The sequence below is a fragment of the Rhodobacter sp. JA431 genome (genome assembly GCF_900217725.1).
GTDB lineage: Bacteria > Pseudomonadota > Alphaproteobacteria > Rhodobacterales > Rhodobacteraceae > Rhodobacter > Rhodobacter aestuarii.
Window position 1 is genome coordinate 174,813 of the sequence record NZ_OBMP01000007.1, and the last position, 24,378, is coordinate 199,190.

Annotated in this window: 25 protein-coding genes; 18 read left to right on the forward strand and 7 right to left on the reverse strand. The window is 60.7% G+C overall.

Annotation, left to right across the window (positions count from 1 at the left end; all coding sequences use genetic code 11):
• Positions 1 to 68 precede the first annotated feature (68 nt).
• From CRO18_RS14590 to CRO18_RS14660, 15 genes are all read left to right on the forward strand, one after another.
• A complete protein-coding gene (locus tag CRO18_RS14590; protein WP_097082675.1) occupies positions 69 to 557 on the forward strand; it encodes a Na+/H+ antiporter subunit E in 489 nt (162 codons plus the stop codon).
• Complete coding sequence (locus CRO18_RS14595; RefSeq protein WP_076484558.1) at positions 550 to 804, forward strand: monovalent cation/H+ antiporter complex subunit F; 255 nt, start codon at positions 550 to 552, stop codon at positions 802 to 804. Before CRO18_RS14590 ends, CRO18_RS14595 begins: the two co-directional genes overlap by 8 nt.
• Positions 804 to 1,133 carry a monovalent cation/H(+) antiporter subunit G gene (gene mnhG / locus CRO18_RS14600; protein WP_097082699.1) on the forward strand — a complete coding sequence of 110 codons (330 nt, stop codon included), beginning with the start codon at positions 804 to 806 and terminating at the stop codon, positions 1,131 to 1,133. Before CRO18_RS14595 ends, mnhG begins: the two co-directional genes overlap by 1 nt.
• Complete coding sequence (locus CRO18_RS14605) at positions 1,130 to 1,381, forward strand: hydrogenase subunit MbhD domain-containing protein (protein ID WP_170952693.1); 252 nt, start codon at positions 1,130 to 1,132, stop codon at positions 1,379 to 1,381. Before mnhG ends, CRO18_RS14605 begins: the two co-directional genes overlap by 4 nt.
• Entirely contained in the window at positions 1,378 to 2,079 is a 702-nt protein-coding gene (mbhE, locus tag CRO18_RS14610; RefSeq protein WP_097082676.1) for a hydrogen gas-evolving membrane-bound hydrogenase subunit E, read from the forward strand. Before CRO18_RS14605 ends, mbhE begins: the two co-directional genes overlap by 4 nt.
• A complete protein-coding gene (locus tag CRO18_RS14615; RefSeq protein ID WP_097082677.1) occupies positions 2,079 to 2,435 on the forward strand; it encodes a sodium:proton antiporter in 357 nt (118 codons plus the stop codon). Before mbhE ends, CRO18_RS14615 begins: the two co-directional genes overlap by 1 nt.
• Positions 2,429 to 5,551: a proton-conducting transporter membrane subunit gene (locus tag CRO18_RS14620; RefSeq protein WP_097082678.1), complete on the forward strand. Its 3,123-nt coding sequence runs from the start codon at positions 2,429 to 2,431 to the stop codon at positions 5,549 to 5,551. Before CRO18_RS14615 ends, CRO18_RS14620 begins: the two co-directional genes overlap by 7 nt.
• Positions 5,548 to 6,456, forward strand: a complete 909-nt coding sequence (locus CRO18_RS14625) for a respiratory chain complex I subunit 1 family protein (RefSeq protein ID WP_076484554.1) — start codon at positions 5,548 to 5,550, stop codon at positions 6,454 to 6,456. Before CRO18_RS14620 ends, CRO18_RS14625 begins: the two co-directional genes overlap by 4 nt.
• A 3-nt stretch (positions 6,457 to 6,459) precedes the next feature.
• Complete coding sequence (locus tag CRO18_RS14630) at positions 6,460 to 7,149, forward strand: NADH-quinone oxidoreductase subunit B (protein WP_212710142.1); 690 nt, start codon at positions 6,460 to 6,462, stop codon at positions 7,147 to 7,149.
• A gap of 4 nt (positions 7,150 to 7,153) precedes the next feature.
• Positions 7,154 to 7,681 (forward strand): NADH-quinone oxidoreductase subunit C, encoded by a 528-nt coding sequence (locus CRO18_RS14635; protein WP_212710144.1) that lies wholly within the window; start codon positions 7,154 to 7,156, stop codon positions 7,679 to 7,681.
• Position 7,682: 1 nt separating this feature from the next.
• Complete coding sequence (locus CRO18_RS14640) at positions 7,683 to 8,861, forward strand: NADH-quinone oxidoreductase subunit D (protein ID WP_097082680.1); 1,179 nt, start codon at positions 7,683 to 7,685, stop codon at positions 8,859 to 8,861.
• 4 nt (positions 8,862 to 8,865) lie between these two features.
• Positions 8,866 to 10,665 (forward strand): FAD-dependent oxidoreductase, encoded by a 1,800-nt coding sequence (locus CRO18_RS14645; RefSeq protein ID WP_097082681.1) that lies wholly within the window; start codon positions 8,866 to 8,868, stop codon positions 10,663 to 10,665.
• The gene (locus CRO18_RS14650; RefSeq protein WP_076484551.1) at positions 10,662 to 11,156 is read left to right on the forward strand and encodes a ferritin family protein; all 495 of its coding nucleotides are present in this window, start codon (positions 10,662 to 10,664) and stop codon (positions 11,154 to 11,156) included. The genes CRO18_RS14645 and CRO18_RS14650 overlap by 4 nt, the downstream gene beginning before the upstream one ends.
• Before the next feature lie 252 nt (positions 11,157 to 11,408).
• Positions 11,409 to 12,770: a GGDEF domain-containing protein gene (locus CRO18_RS14655; RefSeq protein ID WP_097082682.1), complete on the forward strand. Its 1,362-nt coding sequence runs from the start codon at positions 11,409 to 11,411 to the stop codon at positions 12,768 to 12,770.
• A gap of 143 nt (positions 12,771 to 12,913) precedes the next feature.
• A complete protein-coding gene (locus CRO18_RS14660; protein WP_097082683.1) occupies positions 12,914 to 13,654 on the forward strand; it encodes a siderophore-interacting protein in 741 nt (246 codons plus the stop codon).
• On the opposite strand, the gene ygiD is transcribed toward CRO18_RS14660, so the two are convergent.
• Positions 13,651 to 14,481, reverse strand: a complete 831-nt coding sequence (gene ygiD, locus CRO18_RS14665) for a 4,5-DOPA dioxygenase extradiol (protein WP_097082684.1) — start codon at positions 14,479 to 14,481, stop codon at positions 13,651 to 13,653. The genes CRO18_RS14660 and ygiD overlap by 4 nt on opposite strands.
• 57 nt (positions 14,482 to 14,538) lie before the next feature.
• Complete coding sequence (locus CRO18_RS14670) at positions 14,539 to 14,970, reverse strand: DoxX family protein (RefSeq protein WP_076484547.1); 432 nt, start codon at positions 14,968 to 14,970, stop codon at positions 14,539 to 14,541.
• Positions 14,971 to 15,073: 103 nt separating this feature from the next.
• Here CRO18_RS14670 and CRO18_RS14675 point away from each other — a divergent pair, with 103 nt between their 5' ends.
• Positions 15,074 to 15,970, forward strand: coding sequence for a LysR family transcriptional regulator (locus CRO18_RS14675; RefSeq protein WP_097082702.1), 897 nt, complete (start codon positions 15,074 to 15,076; stop codon positions 15,968 to 15,970).
• 13 nt (positions 15,971 to 15,983) lie between these two features.
• Here the strand turns inward: CRO18_RS14675 and CRO18_RS14680 are convergent, their stop codons facing one another.
• From CRO18_RS14680 to CRO18_RS14690, 3 genes are all read right to left on the reverse strand, one after another.
• On the reverse strand, positions 15,984 to 16,790 hold the full coding sequence (locus CRO18_RS14680; RefSeq protein WP_097082685.1) for a fructosamine kinase family protein: 807 nt from the start codon (positions 16,788 to 16,790) through the stop codon (positions 15,984 to 15,986).
• Positions 16,791 to 16,905: 115 nt separating this feature from the next.
• Complete coding sequence (locus CRO18_RS14685; RefSeq protein WP_249276076.1) at positions 16,906 to 19,692, reverse strand: methyl-accepting chemotaxis protein; 2,787 nt, start codon at positions 19,690 to 19,692, stop codon at positions 16,906 to 16,908.
• Positions 19,693 to 19,759: 67 nt separating this feature from the next.
• A complete protein-coding gene (locus tag CRO18_RS14690; RefSeq protein ID WP_097082686.1) occupies positions 19,760 to 20,962 on the reverse strand; it encodes an ABC transporter substrate-binding protein in 1,203 nt (400 codons plus the stop codon).
• A gap of 309 nt (positions 20,963 to 21,271) precedes the next feature.
• On the opposite strand from CRO18_RS14690, the gene trpB reads away from it, so the two are divergent.
• The gene (gene trpB, locus CRO18_RS14695) at positions 21,272 to 22,477 is read left to right on the forward strand and encodes a tryptophan synthase subunit beta (RefSeq protein ID WP_097082687.1); all 1,206 of its coding nucleotides are present in this window, start codon (positions 21,272 to 21,274) and stop codon (positions 22,475 to 22,477) included.
• Positions 22,478 to 22,505: 28 nt separating this feature from the next.
• Here the strand turns inward: trpB and CRO18_RS14700 are convergent, their stop codons facing one another.
• On the reverse strand, positions 22,506 to 23,132 hold the full coding sequence (locus CRO18_RS14700) for a peptidoglycan-binding protein (RefSeq protein WP_108188619.1): 627 nt from the start codon (positions 23,130 to 23,132) through the stop codon (positions 22,506 to 22,508).
• A gap of 168 nt (positions 23,133 to 23,300) precedes the next feature.
• Here CRO18_RS14700 and fdxE point away from each other — a divergent pair, with 168 nt between their 5' ends.
• Positions 23,301 to 23,624, forward strand: a complete 324-nt coding sequence (fdxE, locus tag CRO18_RS14705) for a ferredoxin FdxE (protein ID WP_076484776.1) — start codon at positions 23,301 to 23,303, stop codon at positions 23,622 to 23,624.
• 64 nt (positions 23,625 to 23,688) lie between these two features.
• On the opposite strand, the gene CRO18_RS14710 is transcribed toward fdxE, so the two are convergent.
• Positions 23,689 to 24,330: a TetR family transcriptional regulator C-terminal domain-containing protein gene (locus CRO18_RS14710; protein ID WP_097080757.1), complete on the reverse strand. Its 642-nt coding sequence runs from the start codon at positions 24,328 to 24,330 to the stop codon at positions 23,689 to 23,691.
• Positions 24,331 to 24,378: the final 48 nt, after the last annotated feature.

Here is a 24,378-nt window from a genome sequence, read left to right on the forward strand (position 1 = left end):
GGCACACGCTTGCCGTGACCGGAGAAGGTTTGCCCAAGCGCGCCCTCACGCCCCACGCGGAGGACCCCATGAGCGACAGGCTCGCACCCGCAAAACTCTTTGCCACCACATTCCTGTTTTGGATTTTGCTCAATGGGTCCCTCGCCCCCGATGTGGCGGTCGTTGGGCTGATCGTGGCAGCAGCGATCACTTATTTCTTGCCAAACGGGCTGTCTTTCCTCTCAGGATACAAGGCCAAACCTTTGGCAACGCTCGGCTATATCGCCTTCTTCTTCAAAGAACTGATCAAGGCGAACCTGTCGATGGCGCATCTGGTGTTGATGCCCAAGATCGCCGTCAAACCCGCTTTCGTGAAGGTCCGCACCAATCTCACCCACCCGGTGGGGCGGCTTTTGCTGGCCAATTCCATCACCCTCACCCCCGGCACGCTCTCTGTCGAGATTGAGGGAGAGCACATCTATGTCCATTGGGTCGTGGCCGAGACCACCGACCCCGAAGCCGCCACCCGCAAAATTGTGGCGGGCTTTGAAAAATATTTGGAGGTGATCTATGGCTGAGCTTTGGCTGGCGGGCCTGTTGGCCGCCCTTGGCATTGCCCTTTCGGCGGCGCGCTTTGCCATTGGCCCGCGCGCGGTGGACCGGGTCGTCGCCTTTGACGCGCTCACCATCATCTCGGTCGCGGGGCTGGTGATCATCGCGCTCGCCACAGGCCGGGCGATCTATCTCGATGTCGCTCTGGTCTATGCGCTTTTGTCCTTCCTCGGCGTCATTGTCGCCGCGCGCTATTTGGAAGGGGGCGAATGATGCAAAGCTTTTTGGGCGCAATCGTGCTAACCGCGGGGGCCGTTTTTCTGGCGCTTGGCGGGCTGGGCGTGTGGCGCATGCCCGACACATGGACCCGCATTCAAGCGGGCACCAAAGCGACAACGCTCGGCATGATCCTCTCAATGGCGGGCGCGGCGATCTTGACGCCGAGCTGGACCATCAAGCTGGTGCTGATCGCGCTTTTCCTGATGTTCACCAACCCGCTCTCGTCGCAGGTGCTGGCGCGCGCCGCGCACCGGGCAGGCGTCAAACCCGATCCGCGCACCCGTTTTGATGCGCTCGCCGCAGATGAGGAGGCCAAGCCATGACGCTGTTGATGCTGGCCACGCTTTTATGCGGTGCGGGGATGATCGGGGCGGCGCTCGTTGCCCTCATCACCCGCCAAACCGCCACCGCCGTTTTGGCGGCGGGGCTCTTGAGCCTTTTTGCCTCGGTGCTGTTTGTGCTTTTGGCCACGCCCGATGTGGCGATGACCGAAGCGGCGATTGGCTCGGGCCTGACCACCTTCCTCTTTTTCTACGTGCTGGGCCGGATCCGGCGGGAGGGCAAGAAATGATCCGCAACGCTTTGATTGGGCTGATGCTTTTCATTTTGGGCAGCGCCTTCCTCACGCTAACGATGGGCTTTGAACCCGCGGCCGAGCTCAACCGCACCGCTGCCTATTACGCGACCCATGCGCAAGAAGAAGTCGGCGCGCAAAACGTCGTCACCGCCGTGCTGATCACGTGGCGCGGCCTCGATACCTTGGGCGAGGTGACGGTGCTTTTCTTGACCGCCGCCATCGTCTCGCTGGTGCTGAGCCGGTCAAAAGCGCCCAAAGGCGCCTCTGGCTCGGGCTTTTTGCCCTCGGGCGAATTGCTCACCACCGGAACGAAAATGCTGCTCCCGCTGATTGCGCTTTTGGGGGCCTATGTGATGGCAAACGGTCACCTCACACCGGGCGGCGGCTTTCAAGGCGGGGCGATCTTGGCCTCGGGCGCGCTGCTGCTGCTGCTCGCCGATCCGTCGCGCCGCTTTGGGCACAAGATCATCCACCGCGTCGAAAGCGCCTCGGGCCTTGCCTTTGTGGGGTTGGGCCTTTTGGGGATGCTGTTTGCAGGCGGGTTCTTAGACAACAAACTCCTGCCGCTGGGCCAATTTGGCGCGCTTTTCTCGGCGGGCATCATCCCCATCGTCTCGGTGCTGATTGGCCTCAAAGTGGGCGCAGAATTCGCCTCGATCCTCGAAAGCCTTGAAGAAACGGAGGATGCGTGATGGCGCAAGTCTCGCTTTTGATCGGCTTCACGCTGATCCTTCTGGGCCTTTATGGCGCGCTGACCAACCGCGACATCTTGCGGATGATCGTCTCCTTCACCATCGCCGATACCGGGGTGAATGTGGTGCTGGTGAGCGTGGGCTATATGGCGCATCGCACCGCACCGATTTTGGATAGCGCCGTGCCTGCGGGCCAAGCGGCGGCCCGCATCATCGACCCGGTGCCGCAAGTGCTGGTGCTGACGGCGATTGTCATTGGCTTGGGCGTCACCGCGTTGATGCTCGCCTATGCCTACCGTCTTTTCCGGCTGCGCGGCAGCCTCGACATCTCGCAATTCATGGATCTGAAATGGTAAGCCCGATCCTTATTCTGGCCATTGGCCTTGGCACCGCCTTCGGGCTGGGCCTGTTGAACCGCCGCCGCGCCGTGCTGGCGCTTGGGCTGACCTTGGGCGCTTTGGGGCTGATGGCGGCGATTGCTGTGGGCTGGCTGATCGTGCTCGCCCAAGGCGCCGCCCCGGTTGAAATCTATACCGCAGGTGCCGAGCCGCCTTTTGCCATCAACCTGCGCATGGGGCTGATGGAGGCGGGGGCGATCACGCTGATCACGCTCACGGGCCTTTTGGCGGTGCTGGCACTGCGCACCGCGCTCACCCGCATGGGGCGCGGCTCAATGGCCGTGGTGCTTGTGCTGATCATGGCGCTGTCGGGTCTTGTGATGACGCGCGATGTGTTCAACCTCTTTGTCTTTTTGGAACTGATGGCGATCTCCACCGGGGGCCTTGCGCTTTTGTCCAAAGACATCCGCGCGATTGCAGCCGGGTTCAAATATCTGATCATCAGCCAGCTTGTGACGATCTTGCTCTTGGTGGGCATCATCTTCACCTATCACGCGACCGGCTCGCTCAATATCGACGACATCCCTGAAACGGCGATGGGCTTTAGCGGGCTGGGGCTGGCGCTGTTCTTGATCTTGATCGCGGTGGTCTTGGAGCTGAAACCCTTCCCCGCAAACGGCTGGGCTTTGGATGTTTACACCGCCGCGCATCCCGGGTTTTCGGCGGTCTTTTCGGCTGCCTCCGGCACGGCGATGCTGGTGGTGGCCGATAAGCTGGTGAAAGCGGCGGGCCCTGATTGGTTCGCCATGTTCACCCTTCTTGGCCTCATCAGCTTCATCGGTGCCAATATCGTGGCGCTGCGCCAAGACAATGACCGCCGCCTTTTGGGCTATTCCTCCGTTGGTCAGTTGGGGCTGTTGCTTGCGGTGATCGGCCAGCAAGATGTGCTGGGCGAGGGCTATCTTTACGTCGCGGGCGGGCTGGTGCTGAGCCATGCCGTGGCCAAGGCCGGGCTTTTCTGGATGTCGATCATGGTCAAGGCGCGCGGGCTGGCGGATTGGGCCGCGATCCGTGTGCGCCCGCCGCTTGTGATCGCCTTTGCCACCTTTTTGGCGATGCTGACGGGCCTGCCCCCCTTCCCCGGCTTTTACGCCAAATGGGAATTGGCGCAGGTGCTTGCGACCACCGACCGCTTGCCGATCCTCGCGACAATCCTGATCGGCACACTGATTGAAGCGGTCTATCTGTTCCGCTGGTTCGGCATGGCGATGAAACGCGACACCGACACGCCTTTGGGGCCAAAACAGATCGACTGCATGGTGGTGCTGACCACTTTGGCCGCCGCCTTTGGTTTGGGCGCGCTTTGGGGCGATCTGTCGGAAAACGGCAATCTGCTCGCCACCGTGCCGATGCTGGCGGCGCTTTTCTTCCTTGCGCTCGAACCTATGCCAGCGCGGATCAAAAACGGCCTCGCGATCTTGGCGCTTGTCTATTGGTTTGCCGCCCATGCCGGGGTTTATGACCCGATGCGGCTGATCTTCCTGTTGGTGATGATCTTGGGCGGCGCGGTGATCTTGCTCGCCTCGTTCAATGAAGACGGCCGCCGGGTTGGCTTCTACCCGCCTGCAATGCTGATGTATGCGGGGCTTGCGCTTTTGCTGGAAGCGCAAAGCACATTTGAGTTCTTTGCCGCTTGGGAAGTGATGACCTTGGGCAGTTACTTCCTCATTTTGCGCGGCAAGCAATCTGAACCCCATGCGCTGAGCTATATGATCTTTTCGCTTGGCGGCGCATTTGTGCTGCTTTCGGGCTTTGCGCTTGCCGCTGATGGGGTCACCCCCTTCCCGCTTGGCGCGCTGAGCCTTGTGCCAGACCAGGTGGCGCCTTGGGTCTTTGTCCTGCTGGCCGTGGGCTTCATGACCAAGACCGCCTCTGTCGGTGTGCATATCTGGTTGCCCGGCGCGCATGCCGAGGCGGAAACCGATGTCTCGCCGATGGTGTCGGGCATTTTGCTGAAAGCCGGGCTTTATGGGCTGGTGGTGTTGCTTTTGGCGATGGGGCGGCAAAGCCTGCATGGCGTTGATCTGGTCAATGTGCTGGCTTGGATCGGCGCAATCTCGGCCTTTGTCGGCGCGGTGCTCGCCGTCTTCCAAGAAGATGCAAAACGGCTTTTGGCCTATAGCTCAATTTCGCAAATGGGCTATGCGCTCTTTGGCTTAGCGCTGATGAACCACCTTGGTTGGCTTTTGGCGGTGATGTTCGTCATCAACCACTATGTCTATAAATCCATGCTCTTTTTGGCGGTCGGCGGCGTTTACAAACGCACCCACACCAAGCTGATGTACAAAATGGGTGGGCTGATCACGCTGATGCCCTTCACCTTTGTCTCGGTGCTGGTGGGTATTATCGCCATGTCGGGCGTGCCGCCGCTTTCGGGCTTTGGCGGGCGTTGGATCTTCTACAACGCCATTTTGGAAACCGACCTGCGCTTGCCGCTGGTGTTGATCTTCATGTCTGGCCCGGTTGGCTTCCTTTACCTCTTCCGGTTGATCCACACGATCTTCTTGGGTCAACTGAAGGACGAAAATCGCCAAATCAAAGAAGCGCCGATCTGGCTTTTGGTGCCGCAGATGATCTTTGTGGCCTTCCTGATCGGTTTTGCCATCGTGCCCGGCCTTGTGCTGCAACGGGTGGACCGTTTCTTGGGCACGGTCTTTGGCGATCAGCCGCTTATCTGGCATGGCCGCGCGGTGGAAAGCGCCTTTGGCAACTGGAACCCGGTGGCGATCATGGTGGTGATTGTGGTGATCTTTGTCACGCTTTTCGGGATATTGATCGCCAAGAACCACGATGCGGTGAAGGTGAAACAATTCAACATCGTTTTCTCGGCCGAGCGCCCCTATCGCCCCGAAACCACCCATTTCGCTTGGAACTTCTTCGCGCCCTATCGCCGCGCGATGGGCTTCATGGAAATGCCGCTCGTCACCCGGTTCTGGGGCGGCGTGAGCGAGGCGCTTTCGGGCACCGCCGAGTTCACCCGCAAACTCTATAGCGGCAACGGGCAAACCTATGCCGTGCAGGTCATCTTGTTTGTGGTGACCGTCTATCTGATCGCGCTGGGAGGTGTGGCATGAGCAGTTTTCACTGGGTGCAAATCCCCTACGCGCTGCTGACGCTGTTCATCGTGTTGAACTATGGGCTGATCATGACCGCCGTCGTACAAAAGATCGCCGCGCGTGTGGGCGGGCGGCACGGCATCCCGTTTTGGCAAAACTACATCGATCTGGTGAAGAACTTCGCGCAACGCTCCAAAATCACACACGGTGTGATGTTCTACCTTGGCCCGGTGTTCCGGCTCGCGGGCGGTGTGGGGCTGCTTTTGTTCGTGCCAACGATCTACGGCTCGACATGGGCGCAGAACTTCTCCTTCGCGGGGGATCTGGTGCTGGCGCTCTACTTTGTGTTCTTTGGCACACTTGGCATGGCGCTTGGCGCGGGCGAAAGCGGGCATCCGCATGCGGCGATTGGTGTCTCGCGTGGGCTTGCACAAGTGACGATGGCGGAACTGCCGCTCGCCCTCGCTGTCTATGCGATTGCGGTGCAATACCACACGCTCAACATCACCGAGATTGTGGCCGCCCAGCAAGGCGGGCTTTTCCACTGGACGCTTTTCACCAACCCGCTCGCGACCGTGGCGGCGATGTTTGCCTTTGTTGGCACGATGATGCGCCCGCCCTTTGATGTGGTGCTGGCCCCGCAAGAAATCCCTATTGGCCCACCCACCGAATACCACTCTGCCTATCTCGCGCTGATGCAAACCAACCGCGCGATCTTCCCGGTGGCGAAAACCGTGATCTACATGAACCTGTTCTTCGGCGGCGCGTCGAGTTGGGGCGAATTCGCGATCAAGGTCTTTGCCCTTTACATGGTCTCGGCCTTCATCGGCGTGGTGCATCCGCGTTTCCGGGTGGAGCAGTCGATCCGCTTCTTCATGAAATGGGGCGTGCCGGTTGGCGTGCTTGCCATTCTGATGGTGTGAGCAATGAAAGATATTGACGAAACCTTCCGCAAGATCGACGCGACCGTGCCTTTGCGCGAAGAACTGCGCCCGCGCACCGTCACCACGCCCGACGGCCAAGAGATCACCATCGAGCCGCTGAAAGACTACTTCTGCGAGGCGGCCCCCAAGGTTCACCCCAAAGCCTATTTCCAGATTGTCGAGAACTTCTACAACTGGGCGCGCTCCAACAGCTTGTGGATTTTGGGCTTTGGCACCGGCTGCGGGGCGATTGAAATGCGCCCGCTGATGACACCGCGCTTTGATGCGTATCGCTACGGCGTGCAATGGCGCCCCACGCCGCGCCAAGCGAACCTGTTGATTATTTCGGGCTATCTCAGCGTCAAAACGCTCAAACGCGCGATCCGTGCCTATGAGCAGATGCAGGGGCCGAAATATGTGATCGGCCTTGGCTCCTGCACAATCAATGGCGGCATGTATTGGGACAGTTACAACACGATCAAGCGGCTCGATGATTACCTGCCGGTCGATCTTTACATCGCAGGCTGCATGCCCCGGCCAGAGGCGCTCTTGCACGGCTTTATCGAACTGAAAAAGCTCATTCGTGCGGGCAAGGCCGAGGGCGCAAACCGCTATGCCGAAAACTTTGCCAGCTACAAAGCCGCCCAGAAGTCCGTGATCAAGGACTGGGACATGCCGGATTACAATTGGTGAGATGATGCGCGACCTTCATGCCCTTCTAACCCCCCGCCATGCGCTTGGCCCGCTCGAACTCCGGCGCGAGACCCTCGCCTTCGTCACCCTGCCCGCCCCAAATCTGCGCGGTTTCTTGACCGAGTTGCGCGACACCCAAGGTTTTAGCCATCTGGTGCTGCTCACCGCCGTGGATTGGCTTGAAGAGGGCCAGTTTCAGCTGACCTATATGATGAACAACCGCGCCCGCGATTTGACCTTGGGCGTGCGGGTGATGCTGGACCGCACCACGGCGCAAATGGACAGCATCCATGATCTGTGGCCCACGGCGGCGACCTATCAACGCGAGTTGAAAGAGATGTTCGGGATCACCTTCCCCGGCTCGCCACGGCTGGATGAGGAGTTCATCGTGGAGGGCTGGACCGACCTGCCCCCCTATCGGCGCGATTTCGACAGTTTGGCCTATTCGCAGCAAACCTATGCCGAGCGGCCCGGCCGCGTCACGCATGACCCGCGCGAATATATGAAATCCAAACTCTATCCGGGGGGCTGAGATGTTTTCCTTCCAACCAGACCGCAGCGAATACCCCCAACCGGGCCCCGACGGAAAGCTGGAGATCGACCTAGAGACCGGCAAATACCTCAAGCTTTGGCACGGGCCAAACCACCCCGGCATCACTGGCAATATGTCGGTCGAACTGACCGTGTGCGGCGATGAGGTGGTCGAAGGCAAAACCCATGTGGGCTACCTGCACCGGGGTTTTGAGAAGCTGATGGAGCGGCGGACCTTCATCCAAGTCTTCCCGATCGTGTGCCGGGTTTGCGTGCCTGAACCCGATTTCAACGAATATTGCTATGCGGCGGCGGTCGAGGAATTGGCTGGGATCGAGGTGCCGGAACTGGCCACTTGGATGCGCACGCTGATTTTGGAGATGGGCCGCTTCAACAGCTATATGATGTTTTTGGGCGGTATTGGCGGCGCGCTTGGATTGGGCATCACCGGACAATGGATGACCTATGTCCGCGATTTGATGCTGGACCGGTTTGAGGAACTGACCGGGGCGCGCATCTATCACATGTTCATTCTTCCCGGCGGCGTGCGCGGGCATCTGCCCGAGGGGTTTGCCGCGCGGATGGAAGAGGTCTTGCAAACCGCCGAGACCTACTTGGCAGATGTCGATAAGGTGATGTTTGCCAATTCGGTCTTCCAACTCCGCACCAAAGGGATTGGTGTGATCGAGCCTGCGCTTTTTGAACCCTATGGCGTCACTGGCCCCAACGCCCGCGCGGGCGGTGTGGCGAAAGATGTGCGCAAAGACAGCCCCTATCTGGTCTATGACCAACTCGACTTTGAGGTCGCGACGGGTTTGGATTCAGACATTTTCACCCGCGCCAAGGTGCGCCGCGCGGATATTCAGACCTCAATCGACCTGATCCGCCAGATCCTGAAAAAAATGCCGAAAGATGGCCCGGTGATGGCGAAGCTGCCGAATGTCCTGCATTGGAAAATCCCGCGCGGCGAGACCTATATCAAGGGCGAATGTTCGCGCGGCGAATATGGCTACTACCTCGTCACCGATGGCTCGGGCTACCCGCGCCGGATCAATGTGCGTGGCCCCAGCTACACCCATGCGATGGCGCTGCTCGAACATCTGATCCCCGGCACCAATATCTCTGACGTCGCGGCCTTGATGGTGTCTTTGCACACCTATCCGCCGGAAATTGAAAGGTAAGCCCATGTCTTTGCGTGAGGTTTTAACCCCGTTCTCGGTCTGGAAGCGCGTTTTGGATGCGCCCGTTAGCATTGCCGACCCGTTCACCCGCGAAGCATCGGAGCATTACCGGGGCTTTCATAAAAACGATATGGATGCCTGCATCGGCTGCGGCACCTGTGAGGCGATTTGCCAGAACGGGGCGATTGATATGGTCCCGGTCGAAGGCCAAAACACCGAAAAAGGCGACAGCGGGCTGCGCCCGATGATCGACTATGGCCGCTGCTGCTGGTGTGCGCTGTGCGTTGATATTTGCATGACGGGCTCGCTCACCATGTCGAACGAATACACTTGGGTGGACAGCGACCCCGATGCCTTCCGCTTCATCCCCGGCCTGAATGAGCCGTGGAAAGACAAGCAAGCAGGCTATAAACGCGAAAGCGGGCGGGTGCTGTCTGGCACGACCCGGTCCCCGATGGGCGAACTGCACGCCAATGAGCGGATCGACAATTTCAACGAGATTTGCGCGGGCTACACGCGCGAAGAAGCGATTTTGGAAGCGGATCGCTGCGTCGAATGCGGGCTCTGTGTTGCCACCTGCCCCGCGCATATGTCGATCCCCGATTATATCGCCGCCGTGCGTGACCAAGATTATGATCGCGGCTTGCAACTGCTGTATGAGACAAACCCGTTTTCGGAAGTCTGCGGGCGCATTTGCACCCATAAATGCGAAACCTCCTGCGCGGCGGTGCATGAGGGCGATGCGATCGCGATCCGCTGGCTCAAGCGCCATATCGTCGACAATGTGCCGCTCGAACGCCGGGTGGACCTGATCGGCGCGCCAAAACCCGCCACGGGCAAAAGCGTGGCGATCATTGGCGCGGGGCCTGGCGGCCTGACGGCGGCCTATGATCTGGCGCGTGAAGGCGTGAAAGTCACGGTCTATGAGGCGCTGCCCAAACCCGGCGGCATGATGCGCTATGGCATCCCCGAATATCGCCTGCCCTATGATGCGCTCGACCGTGACATCGCGGTGATTGAAGCGATGGGGGTCACGATCAAATGCGCGACCGTGGTTGGCGTTGATGTGGAAATGGAGGAGCTGCGCCAATCGCATGACGCAGTGATCCTTGCCATCGGGCTGCAAATGGGGCGCGGCACGCGGATTCCGGGCTCTGATGGCGATGGCGTGGAACGCGCGGTGGACCTTTTGCGCCGCATCACGGCGGGGGACCCGACCGTGCCGGTGCCCGAAACGGCGGTGGTGATTGGCGGCGGCAACGTGGCCTTTGACATCGCTCGCTCAATGGCGCGGCTGCAAAAGATCAAATATGGCCGCGTGGGCCTCACCCTGACCGCGCTGGAAGACCGCGCGCATTTTCTCGCCGATAAAGAAGAACTGGTCGAAGGCGATGAGGAAGGCGTTCTCATCCTCGACAGCCGTGGCCCGCAAGAGGTGATGCGCGACCCCTCTGGCCAAGTGACAGGGCTGCGCACTTGGACGGTGACCTCGATCTTTGATGCCGAGGGACGCTTTGCCCCCGCCTATGACGAAAGCGACGAACAAATCCACCAAGGCGCGCTGGTGATCGAGGCGATCGGGCAAATGGCCGACACCGCGCTTTTGGGCGAAGCCTTGACCGAAAAGCTGGAGTGGAACCGGGGCCGGATCAAAATAGATAGCGAGATGCGCACCTCGGAACCGTGGCTTTTTGCGGCGGGCGATGCGGTCAAAGGCCCCGATGTGATCAACGCCGTGGCCGATGGGCACCGCGCGGCGCGCACAGTGATGGAAGCGATTGCCCAAGGGGAGGTGGTGCAATGAGTGAAGCCAACAAAGAACGACTCTTAGGCAAAACAACGGTGCGCGAAATCTTTGAGGTCGCGACCGAGTTTGAACGCGTTGCGCATCGGTTCTATTCCGAGCTTGTGCCCAAAGTCTCGAAAGACCTGCGTTGGCTGGTGGAGGAACTGGCCGAAGAAGAGGCCGAGCATATCCGCATCTTCACCGAGCTTGCGCAAAACCCGGCGGTAGAGGCGGTTTTGGCAGAAGAGATCACCCGCCCCGTCGCGGACCCGAAATTTTCAGATTGCGTGCAAACCCCCGATCTTGGCCCAAACCCCGACGACCAAGCCGTGCTGCAATATGCGCTGATGCGCGAAACGGCGGCGATGGAGCAATATACCGAACTCGCCAAAACCGCGCCCGCAGGCCCGCTGCGCGATGCGTTCTTATTCCTCGCCAAAGAAGAAACCGAGCATAAGGCCGAGTTGGAGAAGACCTATTACGAGGTCGTGCATTCGGGCGGGGTGTGAAAGAGTCCCGTCGCAAAACGGCGGTGAGTCGTCGCTTATGGCTTAAAAGGGGGCGCTCAAAAGGTGTGCGCCCCCTTTCCTTTTGATCAAATATCGAAATTTAATGTATCAAATCAAAGGTTAAGAAAAAACTTTTAAGAGTAACACTCTCTTAAGCATAAGCGCGCCTAATATTCTGAGTAATGCATACGTGCCGCGCCCCCCACGGGCCCCGGCCCTTTATCGAGTAACACCGTGGCAAGGAGGTTCGCCATGGACGTCTCCACTCATGCGACACGGTTCACCCCGATGATCCTTATCCTTGCACTTACTGTGATCGCGATCGTCCTTTTGGGCAGCGCGCATAACGTCATCTTGTCGGATGTGATGCAAAGCGCCTCGCTCCATCCGGTTTCGGCTGCGGGCTATCTGGTCGCCGCCTTGGGGCTTTTATTGCGCCCCCGCCTGAGCCTTACACTCGCGCAAATCATGGTGGTGCTGGTGGCGGGGCAACGGATCTTGGAATCCCTCTTTGCAAGCTGGCCCATTCTGGTCTCGCCCGATATTTTTGCCCTTTGGGGGCTCGATCTGGGGCTGACCGGCGCCTTTTCGACCAATACCGCAAGGGCGCTTTTGATCTTGAATGGCGCACTTTTGGCCGAGCGGGTCTCGCCGCGTTTGGCCGTTGGCATCGTCGCGCTTGGCTGGTTCATTGCCGCCGGGGCCCTTTTCAAATTCTCGTTCAGCCTGTTTAACGAAGATATTCATTTTTCAATCTTTTCGCTCACGGCGCTTTTGGGCGCGCTCACCGCATTGGTTCTGCGCCATGCCAACAGCGCCGTCTTTCGCGTTTTCGTGGCTTCGGGGGAATTGCGGCAGCCCTTCTTGATCATGCTGGGCGTGATCATTGGCGTGCCCTTTGTCACCGGTGCGCTCCTGTCCCACACCGGGGAATTTAGCCACAACCATCTGGAAGAGATGATCTTCGCCTTTGAAGCGATGGAATATTTGCTGCTGGCGGTGGTGTTTTACACCGGGGCCACAATGCATCTGCAACGCACAAAACTGACCCATGCGCTGCACCACGACCAATTGACCGGCGCGCTCAATCGGCGCGGCTTGATTGACGCGATTGAGGCCAATCCCCGGCTGAGCGGGATGATCCTGTTCGACCTTGATCATTTCAAACGCATCAATGACTCGATGGGCCATATTGAAGGGGACCGGGTTTTGCGCGCGGTGGCCGATGTGGTGCAGGCGCGGCTTGCGCCGGGCGATGTTTTTGCCCGCTGGGGCGGTGAGGAATTTTTGGTGCTACTGGAAGCAACCGATCACGATGTGTTGGAGGCCAAAGCCGAACAATTGCGCCGCGCGATTGGCGGCATGGGCTGGGCCACGCATGATTTCCCGCTTGCTGGCGTGACCGCCTCTTTCGGGTTTGGCCCCTACAATCTGCAAGCAGAAAGCTTGACTGCAGCTTTGGCGCGCACCGATGCCGCCCTGCAAACCGCCAAAGAGGGGGGGCGCAACCATTGTGTTGCAGCTCACTATCGGCAGGCCAAACCGGAACCCGCTCCGGCACAACAACCGCAAAACGCCGCGCCGCGACCAGTGCTGTCGCTTGTGCAAGACTAGGCTCCTTCGCAGCGCTGGGGGGAGGCCACACAGGCTTTTAGGTCAAAGGGCTTGCTATACTTTGCCGCCGCGCTAGCTGAGGGGATGATCGGTGCGCTGCGTTGCAGCACCGCCGTTGATCCCTCAGCAAGGACGCCACTGCCATGACCGCCCTCACCCCCACCATCACCCGCCACCGCTTTGAGGTGCAGCGCCGTAAGTTGACGGTTCTGGCCCGTGAAGAGGTGACACCGCAAATGCTGCGTCTGGTGCTGGGCGGGCCGGAGCTTTCGGGGTTCACCTCGCTTGGGGCAGATGATCACATCAAGCTTTTCGTGCCCGATGGCGCGGGCGGGCAAGCGATGCGCGATTACACGCCGCGCGCCTATGATCCCTCCAAAGGGGAATTGGTGATTGATTTTGCGCTCCACGACGCAGGCCCCGCCACCGCTTGGGCGCGGGCCGCACAGGTGGGCGATGAGGCGCATATCGGCGGGCCGCGCGGCGCGCAGGTGATCGAGGGACCGATTGCCCGTTGGCTGATGATTGGCGATGAAACCGCGCTGCCCGCGATTGCGCGCCGGATCGAAGAAATGGCCCCCGGCACCCCGGTGACGAGCCTTGTGGCCGTGCAAAGTGCGGGCGAGGAACAGCGCATTGAAACGCGCGCCGAGCATGTCGCGCTTTGGGTGCACCGCGCCGACCCAACCGATGCCACGGGCCTTTTGGCCGCTTTGGCGCGGATCTCCCTGCCTGAACAAACCTTTGTTTGGCTGGCGGCCGAGGCTGGGGTGGCGAAAGCACTGCGCGCCGCATTGGCCGAACGCGGACATCCCGCGCCCTGGATGAAGGCCGCGGGATATTGGGTTTCCGGAGAAGCGGATCGCTCTGAAAAAGAGCTTTAAGCCGCCGTGGGCGTGAAGACGAAAGACCGCATCGAAACGGAGCCAAGCTCGATTGCATTCGTCATGAAGCGCAGATCGTCTTTGGCATCCGCCGCCCCGGCAATCGTCAGCGCGGGCAGATAGTGGTCAATCGACGGATGCGATTGGGTCAACAGCGTGCCCAGTTTCGCCCGATCCGCCAAAGTGGCCAGATCGCGTTCTTCCAGTTTTTCGGCAAAGAGCGTGTCAAACTCCAGCGCGAAGTCATGCGGTTTGCCACCGGGGCGCATGGCGCGCAGGTTATGCACGATATTGCCCGAGCCGATGATCAGCACACCCCTGTCGCGCAGTTGCGAAAGCGTGCGGCCAATTTCCAACTGATGGGCCAGCCCACGGGACATATCGACCGAGACTTGAAAGACCGGCACATCTGCTTCGGGATAGAGGAATTTCAGCACCGTCCACGCGCCGTGATCGAGCCCCCAAGTGTCATCTTCTTCCGCATGGTGGCTGGCCAGAAGCGTTTTCACCTCGCGCGCCAAAGCGGGCGCGCCATGGGCCGGGTATTGTTGGTCATAAAGCGCCTGCGGGAAGCCATAAAAATCATGGATCGTGCGCGGCACTTCAGACACATCGACCAGCGTGGTGCCCCGCGTCATCCAATGCGCCGAGACCACCAAGATCGCTTGCGGGCGCGGCAGGCTATCGCCAAGCTTGCTCCAGGCGCGGGAGAATTGCGTATCCTCGATCGCGTTCATCGGGCTGCCATGGCCAAGAAAAACAAGCGGCATCCGGTCTGAGCTGTTCAGGCCGTCGCGCAGATGGGTGAGCGTGGTGGGGGCAATCATCTTCAGTCCTCCGTATGGGGCCGCGGCAGCGCGGCCCCGGCTTAGCAGTGTGAAAGGTTAGGCAAAGGCACCAAGGCGGCGCTCAAGGGCCGGAAGGCGCAGCGCAAAGGCCCCGGCGCCCAGAAGGCCGATGACCGCTTGCGTCGCAGCCCAAAAGAGCGGGAATTCCCAACCGCCGCCAGCGCTCGCAAAGCCCCAGCCATTGCCGCTGTGCACCCAAGTGGCGCCCAAAAGCACGGCCACAAGCGGGATCGAGATAAGCCGCACGCCAACGCCAAGGATCAGCGCAAGCCCGCCGCCAAGTTCGGCCAGCATCGTCAGATAGCCAAGCACGCCCGGCAGGCCGAGGCTTTCAAAGAACCCGGCGGTGCCCGCAGGGGTAAAAACGAGCAGCTTGGTCAGGCCATGGGCCAAAAACAGCGCGCCCGAGGCAACACGCAAAACCAAAGCCGCAATGTCTTGGGCGGTGTCTTGGGTGGTTTGGGTCATGGTGATCTCCCTTGAATTGATCATGCACCCTATTTGGCCCTTGCACACCTTCAAGAAAATGGCGATTTTGGCGAATGATCTTCCTCATAACGTTCGCAATGATATGGACCTGATTGACGAATTGCGCGCCTTTGTGGCGACCGCCCAGACCGGCTCTTTCACCGCTGCGGCGGATCACATGGGGGTGTCGAACCGGCTGACCTCCAAATATGTCGCCGCGCTTGAAACCCGGCTTGGCGTGCGGCTTTTGCAACGCACCACGCGCCGTGTCGGGCTGACGCCTGCGGGGGCGGATTTGCTGGCCCGCGCGCCCACGCTTTTGGATGAGTTGGATGAACTCATCGGCGAGGTGGCCGAGGGCTCGCGCGGCTTTACCGGAATGATCCGCCTGTCTGCCCCCGTCACCTTTGGCGAGATTTGGGTGGCGCCGATGCTCGCCCGCTTTGGGGCAGTGCATCCCGGTTTGGCCTTTGATTTGCGGCTCACAGATCGGTTCATCGACCTTGCCACCGATGGGATCGACCTTGCGTTTCGGATTGGCCGCTCAGACATGCAATCGCTCAAACAGCGCAAGCTCGGCGAATTGCGCTCGCTCGCTGTGGCAAGCCCCGCCTATTTGGCCGAGCGCGGCACCCCGAAAACCCCCGCCGATCTTGTGCAGCACGCCTGCATCTTAGACACCAACCGCCGCAACCCGCGACGGTGGAGTTTCGTTCAGGCAGGCCAGTCTGAAACGATCGAGGTTTCGGGGCGCTATCAGGTCAATTCGGCACGCGCAGCGGCGGAATTGGCGGCGGCGGGCCACGGGGTCGCCTATGTGCCACGGCTCGCACTGACGGAGGCTTTGGCCTCTGGGCGCTTGGTCCCGATCCTCTCCGATTGCGGTGGCGAAAGCGGGGTTTTAAGCGCGGTTTGGCTCGAGGGCCGCGCCCTGCCCCGCAAGCTACGCGCGCTGATTGACTTTGCCCAAGACGACCTGCGGCAAGCGGATTTGCTCTGAGCTTCGTGGGCGCTTAGGCGTCCACCGTCTCAAGGCAGCGGGTGACAAGGCTCAAATAGCCCGCCCCGAAAAGCCGCACATGCACGAGCGCGGGAAACAACTGATAAAGCGCGCGTCGCAGCTCAAACCCCGGCGCGGGTGCGCCATAAGCCTCCCAAAAGGCGGGCGTGGGGTGACCGAAAAGGCAGAGCATCGCCAGATCGACCTCTGCATCGCCATAATAGCACGCCGGATCAATCAGCCCGGTCACCCGCGCACCTTGCGCCATCACATTGCCCGCCCAAAGATCGCCGTGCAAAAGCGCGGCGGGTGGATGCGCGGGCAGAAACTGGGGAAGACGCGGACATAAGTCTTCAATCCGGCGGGCATAAGCGATGGGCACATGCGGAACAAAGGGCATAAGCCGCCGCGTGGCCCAAAAGCTTGGCCAATCCTCCGTGGCGGCGTTCTGGATCACCACCGACCCAAAGGCATAGTCACAGGCCCAACCATAGCTCGCCCCGGTTGTGGCATGAAGCTGCGCGAGCGAAGCGCCCAAAGGCCCCCAAGCCTGACCAAGCCCCGTATCGGTGCCCAAATCTTCCATCACCAGAAAACCCGGCGCCGCATGCAAGACAGTCGGGGCCGGAACGCCAGCGGCAGCCAAGGCCTGCAACATCTGCGCCTCGGCCTCGGCTAAGGGGCTGGATTTGGCGACAATGCTTGGCCCGGTGTCGGGGATCAGGCGCACAACTTCCGAAAGATCGCCCCCGTGCAAGGGAACGACCCGGCAAGACCCCAGCCCGAGCGCGGCACTGGCATGAGCGACAAGCGGATGCATAGCAAAAGCCTAACCCTCACTGCGCGAGTGGATCAAGTCACCCCTTGGGGGGATAGACCAAGGGCGCGATCTGAAGATCGCGCCCGAAGCCATTGTCATGGATTGCTTTTCACGTTTAGGAAGCGTCGCGGAAGGCGTCTTCCTGCGGCGCATCGCCATAGCTGTGCACCGTTTCTTGCGCACCAGCTTGCATGATCCGGAACACGGCGCTGAGCGCACGCAGGCTTTGCGCCTCGGCCAAAAGGCCCTGTGTCGCGGCGGAGTTTTCCTCAAACATTGCGGCATTGTGCTGGGTGACCTGATCAAGCTGGTTCACCGCTGCTGTCACTTCCGAAATGCCCGCCGATTGTTCCGTCGCGGCGCTGGCAATCGCTTCCAGGAGCCCGTCGAGCTTGCCAACCAAGTCTTCAATCTGCCCCAAAGCGGTGTCTGACCGCGAGGCAAGTTGCACCCCAGAGGTCACTTGCCGGACCGAGGTTTCGATCAATTCGGCAATCTCTTTCGCAGCTTCCGAAGAGCGCTGCGCCAGCGCGCGCACTTCAGATGCCACAACCGCGAAGCCACGCCCGCTTTCGCCCGCACGCGCCGCCTCAACCCCGGCGTTGAGCGCCAAAAGGTTGGTTTGGAAAGCGATATCATCGATCACCGAGGTGATACGCGAGATTTGTTCCGAGCTTTGGGCAATATCATTCATCGCTTGCAGCGTTTGGCGTACCACATCGCGGCCCGTTGCCGTGGTATCGCGGGTTTGCACCACAGCCTTGGCCGCCTCTTGCGCGCCCGCAACAGATTGCTGCACCGAAGAGGCCATTTCGTTCATCGCGGCGGCGGTTTCTTCCAAAGAGGCCGCTTGCGTTTCGGTGCGGCGCCCAAGTTCCGACGAGGCGGTATTCAGGCTGCCAGCTTCTGTTTCCACAACACTCGTCGATTGCACGATTGAGGCAAGCGTTTCCGCCATCCGATCCACCGCTTCGTTAAAGTCGCGGCGCAGGCCCTCATAAGCCTCGGGGAACGCTGTGGTGATTTTTGCGGTCAGATCACCGCCCGACATCGCGCGCAGACCTTCGGCCAAGCTTGAAACAACCGTTTGCTGTTCGCGCATTTGCGCGGCGCGTTCGGCTTCGGCGGCCTCACGCACGCGGGCACGCTCGGCGCGTTCCTCATCGGCGCGGGCACGTTCGGCACGTTCGCGCTCCAGCGCCTCGGCTTGGCGCGCGGTTTCTGCCTCATGCTCGGCTTGCTCACGGGCAAGGGCTGCCGCGGCTTGGCGTTTTTCTTCTTCTTCGAGCCGCGCTTTGTCGCGCAAACCATCCCGGAACACCAAAAGCGCCCCGATCAAACCGCCGATCTCGCCCGGACCAGCCTGCATACCTTCGACAGCGGCCAGATCCCCCTCGGCCAAGCGGCTTGTGGCCCCAGCGGCACGTTTGAGCGGGCGCACAATGGTGACCCAAGCAAGCCACGGAGCGGCCAACGCAATCAGCGCCGCCAGTGCGCCCATCGCCAGCATCGTTTGGATCGAGGCACCCGTGCGGGCTCGCACCGTGCCCGAGGCGGCTTCGATCCGCGCCAAAACCGCACTCGCGGCATTTTGCGCAGCACTGTCGATAGTCGCCAAAGTGCTGTTGGCAGCGGCAAAGGTTTCGTCTGCCGCTGCGCTCGCCTTGATCTCGGCCAGATGCGCGGTCGGCAAAACGGCATTTGCCTCGGTCAGCGCCAGCAAATCGTTCAGCTTGGTGCCCAAAGCCTCCGGCACGCGCGAAACCATATCGCTTAGCGCGGTGCGGGCGGCCTCTACAGCCACGCTTTCTTTGGCAAAAGCGGTTTCCGAGCGGGTGAGCGCCAAGCGCAGCGCCGAAGACACCAGATCGCGCACGCGCGTTTCCACCCGCGCAGCCAAGATCAGCGGCTCAACATCGCGCGTCATCAACTGGTTGATCGCCGCCTCGTTCGACAGGCCCGCGCCCATCGCATGAAGGGTCAGTTCAAAAGCCTGATCATCGACGAGCTTGCCAAGTTCAAACTCAAGCCTTCCGACCAAGTCTTGCATCTCGCGCCGCTGTCGGCCGATCGAGGTTGAGCGCAGTGATGCAACCTCTTTCGCGGTATCGGCCAGTTGTTCCAGATCGGCGCGCAGGCCCGCAAGCGCAGAGGTGCCATGAATGCGCAAAATCTTGTCTCGCATGCGCGATTCCGAAGACGCGATGCCTTCAAAAATCGCCGCGCGCCCCGCCGCATCAAGCCCCGGCGACAGCGCCAACACATTGCCGATCATCACATTGACCTCAACGCGCAGCGAAAGCGCATCGCTCAAGGCGTTGAAATCCTCGTCAACCAAACGATCCAGCGTGGAGGAAACAGACCTCACCGCCGCCTCGCCGCCCATCACCATATCGAAATAGGCATCATCGGTAACGTCGAGCAGGCGTTCGGACACCTCGGTATTGGCTTTGAACAGTTGTGCCACCGCCGCATCGGTTTGCGCGGTCGCGTCAAACATCGCGCGACGCTCGTCGATCAGCTTGTCCACGCCAGAGCGGGCCGCATCGACCGTGCGCCCCAGCATCGCCAATTCCGCATCGCCGCTTTTCGACAAGACCTCGCTCAAGGCGGTGAAATGCTCCGCGGCAGCGGCATCCGGCGCATCCAAAGCGGCGGCGCTTTCCGCCGAAAGGATGTCGATCATGTCTTGGCTTAGATCGCCCGCCACCGTCGAAAGTTGCGAAGTGGCCCGCAGAAGCGGCACCTCGTCATCGGCCAAGTTGCGCACCACCTTATCGGTGGAACTGAACACATTGAGGCTGACCACCACCGCGACCGCCGTTGTTGCCACCAAGGCCACGACGATTGCGACGATCTTCGCGCCCACACTTGCGAACAGCTGCTTTGCCTGACGGATCATCTTGTCTTCCTTCGATGCTGGCGATCTTTACGAGCGAGCGGTTTTCAAACGCGTTGCGGCGGGCGGATTAACCGCCCGCGCCGGGCTGACAATCGTCTTGGGCACGCGCGGCGCCGAGATCCATCTTAGCAATCGTGCCTTCGGCCGAGATTTGCGTCAGGAAGACATCATCAAAGCCTTGGTTGTCACCGGGGCCGAAATGCAGCTTGAGCCCATCGATATCGACCTCGCCAAGGTTTTGCAGCGCGGTCAGATAGGTTTCGCGGGTCAGGGACTTGCCCGCCGCCTCCAAAGCGACAATCGCCAAACGCCCGGCCACATAACCTTCAAGCGACAAGAAGCCGGGGGCGGCCTTCGGGTCGAGCGCCTTGAGCGCCGCGTTATAGCGGGCGACCACCGGCACGCTGGTATCGGAGGGGAACGGCACAACCTGCGAAATCACCACATCTTTGCCCACCGCGCCAAGTTCGGCCACGAGCGCATCGGTTCCCACAAATGAAATGGTCACGAACTCAGGGTTGTAGTCGATCTTGTGCGCCACGCGGATGAACTCGGCCACCGGCTTATAGGGGCCAACCATCACCACCGCATCGGCACCGGCGCGACGAATGTCTAAAAGCGCGGTCTTCACGGCCAGCGTATTGCGCGGGAAAGCGCCACGCGCCACCGCTTGCATACCGCGCCGTTCCAACGCGGCCTCGACGCCCTTCAGGCCCACCCGGCCAAAGCCATCATCTTGATAAAGGATGCCGATCTTTTTGTGCCCCTGCGTGTCCACAAGCAGCTTGATCCACATCTCGGTTTCCGCGTCATAGGTCGCGCGCAGGTTGACCACGTTGCGCAGCGCCGGATCGCGCAGGAACCCCGCCCCCGTGAGCGGCGCGATAAAGGGCCAACCGGCTTCGGTGGCGAGCGGCTGGGTCGCGGCAGAGGTCGGCGTGCCCACCGGACCGATAAAACCGATATGCGCATCGGCCGCGATCACGTCGCGGGTTTGGGCGACGGATTTGCCCGGCTCATAGCCGTCGTCAAAGGCATCAAGCTTGAGCTGACGCCCCGCCACACCGCCCGCGCGGTTCGCTTCTTCAAAGGCGGCACGGATGCCAAGGTTCATGCCAGTGCCAAGGGCGCTGGCGGGCCCTTCAAGCGCTGCCACCTGCGCGAAATGCACTTCGCCCGGGGTTACCCCCTTGCTGGGCTGACTTTGCGCCTGCGCACCGAGCGGGGCCGCAAGCAGGGCAAAAAGCGCAAGGGTCGCTGCGAGTCTCATGCCGATCTCCTGTCCAGTTCAGATGACAGGCATGGCAGCAAACCTTTTCTGTGCCGTTAATCGAGACGGACTAAAACGCCGATTCGAGAAGCAAAATCACCTTATTTGACGTGTTTTTAAGCGCAGGGTTACCTAGGGATCACCGAGGTTTACCCTTTTGCGCGGGGCCCATGCGCGGCAATGCCAATGCGGCATCGCGCCGCATATTTTCACCCCAAACCTATGGGTTGGAACGAAAAATCGCTTCCCTCCTTGCCACTGCGCCACTTTGAGCGTCAAATCCCCGCACTGACTGATGGAGGGTGAGGCATGACTTCATATCTTAAGACGACCCCGACGGCGGATGGTTTTTTTGGCGATTATGGTGGCGCGATGTTGCCGCCGCCGCTGGAACCACATTTCAAGGAAATCCGCGAGGCTTATGCGACGATTTCCAAATCCGCAGATTTCATTGCTGAGCTGCGCCAGATCCGCAAACACTACCAAGGTCGGCCCACCCCTGTTTCTTACCTCAAGAACCTCTCGAAACTTTGCGCCGGCGCGCAGATTTACGCCAAGCGCGAAGACCTGAACCATACCGGCGCGCACAAGCTCAACCACTGCATGGCCGAGGGGCTTTTGGCCAAGTTCATGGGCAAAACGAAGCTGATGGCGGAAACCGGCGCGGGCCAGCATGGCGTGGCGCTGGCGACGGCAGCGGCCTATTTCGGCATGGAATGCGAAATCCATATGGGCGAGATCGACATCGCCAAAGAAGCGCCGAACGTCACCCGGATGAAGCTTTTGGGCGCGAAAGTGGTGCCTGTTGGCTTTGGCGGGCGCTCGCTCAAGGAAGCGGTGGACAGCTGTTTCCAAAGCTATATCGCGCAGGCCGATCATGCGCTCTTTGCCATTGGCTCGGTGGTGGGGCCGCACCCGTTCCCGATGATGGTGCGCAACTTCCAACATGTGGTGGGGGTTGAGGCGCGCGATCAGTTCTTGGAAATGACCGGCGAATTGCCCGATATGGTTGCGGCCTGTGTAGGCGGTGGCTCCAACGCGATGGGGATTTTCTCGGGCTTCATTGACGATGATGTCAGCCTTTATGGGGTCGAGCCGCTGGGCACTTCGTCCAACCTTGGCGACCATGCCGCCACCATCAGCTTTGGGGCGGATGGCGATATTCACGGCTTCCGCACATTGGTTTTGACCGATGAAAACGGTGAGCCCGCGCCGGTGCACACCGTCGCCTCGGGGCTGGATTACCCCGGCGTTGGCCCCGAACACGCGTATCTGCACAAAACCGGCCGGGTGAATTACACCACCGCAGATGACAAAGAGGCGCTGAAAGCGTTTTACGCGCTTTCGCGCCATGAAGGGATCATTCCGGCGCTCGAAAGCGCGCATGCGGTGGCTTTTGCGATGCGCGAAGCGGGCAACAATCCGGGCAAATCGATCCTGATCAACCTCTCGGGCCGGGGCGATAAAGACATCGACTACGTCACCGAAACCTATGGCTACGGCGAAGACCTGTAAAAGGATCTTATGCGTAAGGGCCTCCGGCTCAGCCGGGGGCCTGCGCCTCAGGAGCGGCGGCGGGCGAGCCATCCCAAATGATCAGCCCCATCTCTTGCGCGGCGCGGCGTGACAAAACCGGGCTGATCAGCCCGCGCTGTGCCTGATAGGCTTTCACCGCCTCTTGCGTTTGCGCACTCAACTGCCCCGTCACATCGCCGGTGTAATAGCCCCGCGCCAACAGCGCGCGTTGCAGCGTAGCGATCAAGGCGGGGGTCATGTCTTGTTCACAGACGCGCTGAAACCACATCACCTCGCCACCTTCGACAATGCGCGCCTGCGTGGTCGAGCGATAACTTGCCGGGCGCGTCACGGTGCCGGTCGTTTTGTCCCGCACCTCCGCTGACACCAATTCATGTTCGGTCACGGTTTCCACCACGGCGGGGCGGAATTGTTCCATGAAGCACCCCGGCTCATCCGCATCGGGGGCCTCGGCACGCCACTCGCCAGCAAGGGAATCTCGTGGCGCGGCGGTGATGATCTCAGGCTCTTCGCCCGGCGGCGGCACTGGCGTGCTTTGCGGCTCCGGCATCTGGAAGCAGCCTGCCAATGCCCCGAAGACCGCAACAAAAAGCGCGGCTTTCGGCACAAAAAGGGCAAAACGAACAGATCGCATGAAGGCGGCAGTATCCGGCAAGGTCAGGTTGCAAGACCCTAACCAGTTTCGCGCGGGCTCGCAAAGATGATCTTCCAGCAAGGATGCGGCCAAGCTGCGGCTTTCCAAACCGTGCGGCTTGCCCTAAACCAAAGCCAAACCGCACAGCGGCAAGCGAAAGAGGCGATTATGGCAAAGATCACTTACGTCGAACACAACGGCACCCGCCACGAGATCGAAGTGAAACCGGGGCTGACGGTCATGGAAGGCGCGCGCGACAATGGCGTGCCGGGCATCGACGCGGATTGCGGCGGCGCCTGCGCTTGCTCGACCTGCCACGTTTATGTGGATGAGGCTTGGGTGGACCGGCTGCCGAAAGCCCTGCCGACCGAGACCGATATGCTTGATTTCGCCTATGAACCGAACCCGGCGACCTCGCGCCTGACCTGCCAAATCAAGGTCACGCCGGATATGGATGGGCTTGTGGTGCATCTGCCCGAAAAGCAGATCTGATCATCACAGCAAAAGAGGCCGCCTTTGGGGCGGCCTTTTTTCTGTCCGCAGGTGGCAGATCGCCCTAGGGCTTCAGCAGTCTTTCGAACATGGTTGTGAGGAAGGTTTCGGCTTCTGCGAACGGGTCGTGACCGGGGCCGAGGACGGCGCGGACTTGGACGTCGAAATCGGCGTAATGTTGGGTCAGCGCCCAGATCGAGAAAATCAGGTGATGCGGGTCAACCGGGGCGATTTGGCCCGCCTCCGTCCAGGCGCGGATGAGCGCGGCCTTTTCATCGACCAAGGCTTTGAGCTCCGTGCCCAGCATCGCCCCCATGCGTGGCGCGCCTTGCAATATCTCATTGGCAAAGAGCCGGCTTTCGCGCGGCATCTCCCGGCTCATCGCAAGCTTGCGGCGCATGTAGCGCATCAGCTCCTCGCGCGGATCGCCCGCGCCGGTCATTTCCCGCAGGGGGGCAAGCCAATCATCCAAGAGGCTTGTCAAAAGCGCGAGATGGATCGCCTCTTTTGAGGGGAAATAATAAAGCAAATTGGGTTTCGACAGCCCGGCCTCCGCGGCGATCTGGTCGAGCGTCGCGCCGCGAAAGCCCTGTGCCGAAAACACCTCCAAAGCCGCTTCCAGGATCGCCTCGGTGTTGCGCTGCTGAATGCGGGTGCGCGGCCGCGCCCCGCCCTTGCTGGCCCCGGTTGCCGTCTCTTCCGCCATGCTGTTCTGACCCTGCCCCTGTTTCCATTTTACTTTTCAACGGGGGCT

Excerpts from the sequence above, each read along its gene's own strand:
- CRO18_RS14690 (WP_097082686.1), bottom strand. The coding sequence starts at position 20,962 with ATGAGACTCGCAGCGACCCTTGCGCTTTTTGCCCTGCTTGCGGCCCCG.
- CRO18_RS14675 (WP_097082702.1), top strand. The coding sequence starts at position 15,074 with ATGGACCTGATTGACGAATTGCGCGCCTTTGTGGCGACCGCCCAGACC.
- CRO18_RS14615 (WP_097082677.1), top strand. The coding sequence starts at position 2,079 with ATGGCGCAAGTCTCGCTTTTGATCGGCTTCACGCTGATCCTTCTGGGC.
- trpB (WP_097082687.1), top strand. The coding sequence starts at position 21,272 with ATGACTTCATATCTTAAGACGACCCCGACGGCGGATGGTTTTTTTGGC.
- CRO18_RS14650 (WP_076484551.1), top strand. The coding sequence starts at position 10,662 with ATGAGTGAAGCCAACAAAGAACGACTCTTAGGCAAAACAACGGTGCGC.
- CRO18_RS14700 (WP_108188619.1), bottom strand. The coding sequence starts at position 23,132 with ATGCGATCTGTTCGTTTTGCCCTTTTTGTGCCGAAAGCCGCGCTTTTT.
- CRO18_RS14595 (WP_076484558.1), top strand. The coding sequence starts at position 550 with ATGGCTGAGCTTTGGCTGGCGGGCCTGTTGGCCGCCCTTGGCATTGCC.
- CRO18_RS14660 (WP_097082683.1), top strand. The coding sequence starts at position 12,914 with ATGACCGCCCTCACCCCCACCATCACCCGCCACCGCTTTGAGGTGCAG.
- ygiD (WP_097082684.1), bottom strand. The coding sequence starts at position 14,481 with ATGATTGCCCCCACCACGCTCACCCATCTGCGCGACGGCCTGAACAGC.
- CRO18_RS14620 (WP_097082678.1), top strand. The coding sequence starts at position 2,429 with ATGGTAAGCCCGATCCTTATTCTGGCCATTGGCCTTGGCACCGCCTTC.
- CRO18_RS14680 (WP_097082685.1), bottom strand. The coding sequence starts at position 16,790 with ATGCATCCGCTTGTCGCTCATGCCAGTGCCGCGCTCGGGCTGGGGTCT.
- CRO18_RS14640 (WP_097082680.1), top strand. The coding sequence starts at position 7,683 with ATGTTTTCCTTCCAACCAGACCGCAGCGAATACCCCCAACCGGGCCCC.
- CRO18_RS14605 (WP_170952693.1), top strand. The coding sequence starts at position 1,130 with ATGACGCTGTTGATGCTGGCCACGCTTTTATGCGGTGCGGGGATGATC.
- CRO18_RS14670 (WP_076484547.1), bottom strand. The coding sequence starts at position 14,970 with ATGACCCAAACCACCCAAGACACCGCCCAAGACATTGCGGCTTTGGTT.
- mnhG (WP_097082699.1), top strand. The coding sequence starts at position 804 with ATGCAAAGCTTTTTGGGCGCAATCGTGCTAACCGCGGGGGCCGTTTTT.
- CRO18_RS14710 (WP_097080757.1), bottom strand. The coding sequence starts at position 24,330 with ATGGCGGAAGAGACGGCAACCGGGGCCAGCAAGGGCGGGGCGCGGCCG.
- CRO18_RS14645 (WP_097082681.1), top strand. The coding sequence starts at position 8,866 with ATGTCTTTGCGTGAGGTTTTAACCCCGTTCTCGGTCTGGAAGCGCGTT.
- CRO18_RS14655 (WP_097082682.1), top strand. The coding sequence starts at position 11,409 with ATGGACGTCTCCACTCATGCGACACGGTTCACCCCGATGATCCTTATC.
- CRO18_RS14685 (WP_249276076.1), bottom strand. The coding sequence starts at position 19,692 with ATGATCCGTCAGGCAAAGCAGCTGTTCGCAAGTGTGGGCGCGAAGATC.
- CRO18_RS14635 (WP_212710144.1), top strand. The coding sequence starts at position 7,154 with ATGCGCGACCTTCATGCCCTTCTAACCCCCCGCCATGCGCTTGGCCCG.
- CRO18_RS14630 (WP_212710142.1), top strand. The coding sequence starts at position 6,460 with ATGAAAGATATTGACGAAACCTTCCGCAAGATCGACGCGACCGTGCCT.
- CRO18_RS14625 (WP_076484554.1), top strand. The coding sequence starts at position 5,548 with ATGAGCAGTTTTCACTGGGTGCAAATCCCCTACGCGCTGCTGACGCTG.
- mbhE (WP_097082676.1), top strand. The coding sequence starts at position 1,378 with ATGATCCGCAACGCTTTGATTGGGCTGATGCTTTTCATTTTGGGCAGC.
- CRO18_RS14590 (WP_097082675.1), top strand. The coding sequence starts at position 69 with ATGAGCGACAGGCTCGCACCCGCAAAACTCTTTGCCACCACATTCCTG.
- fdxE (WP_076484776.1), top strand. The coding sequence starts at position 23,301 with ATGGCAAAGATCACTTACGTCGAACACAACGGCACCCGCCACGAGATC.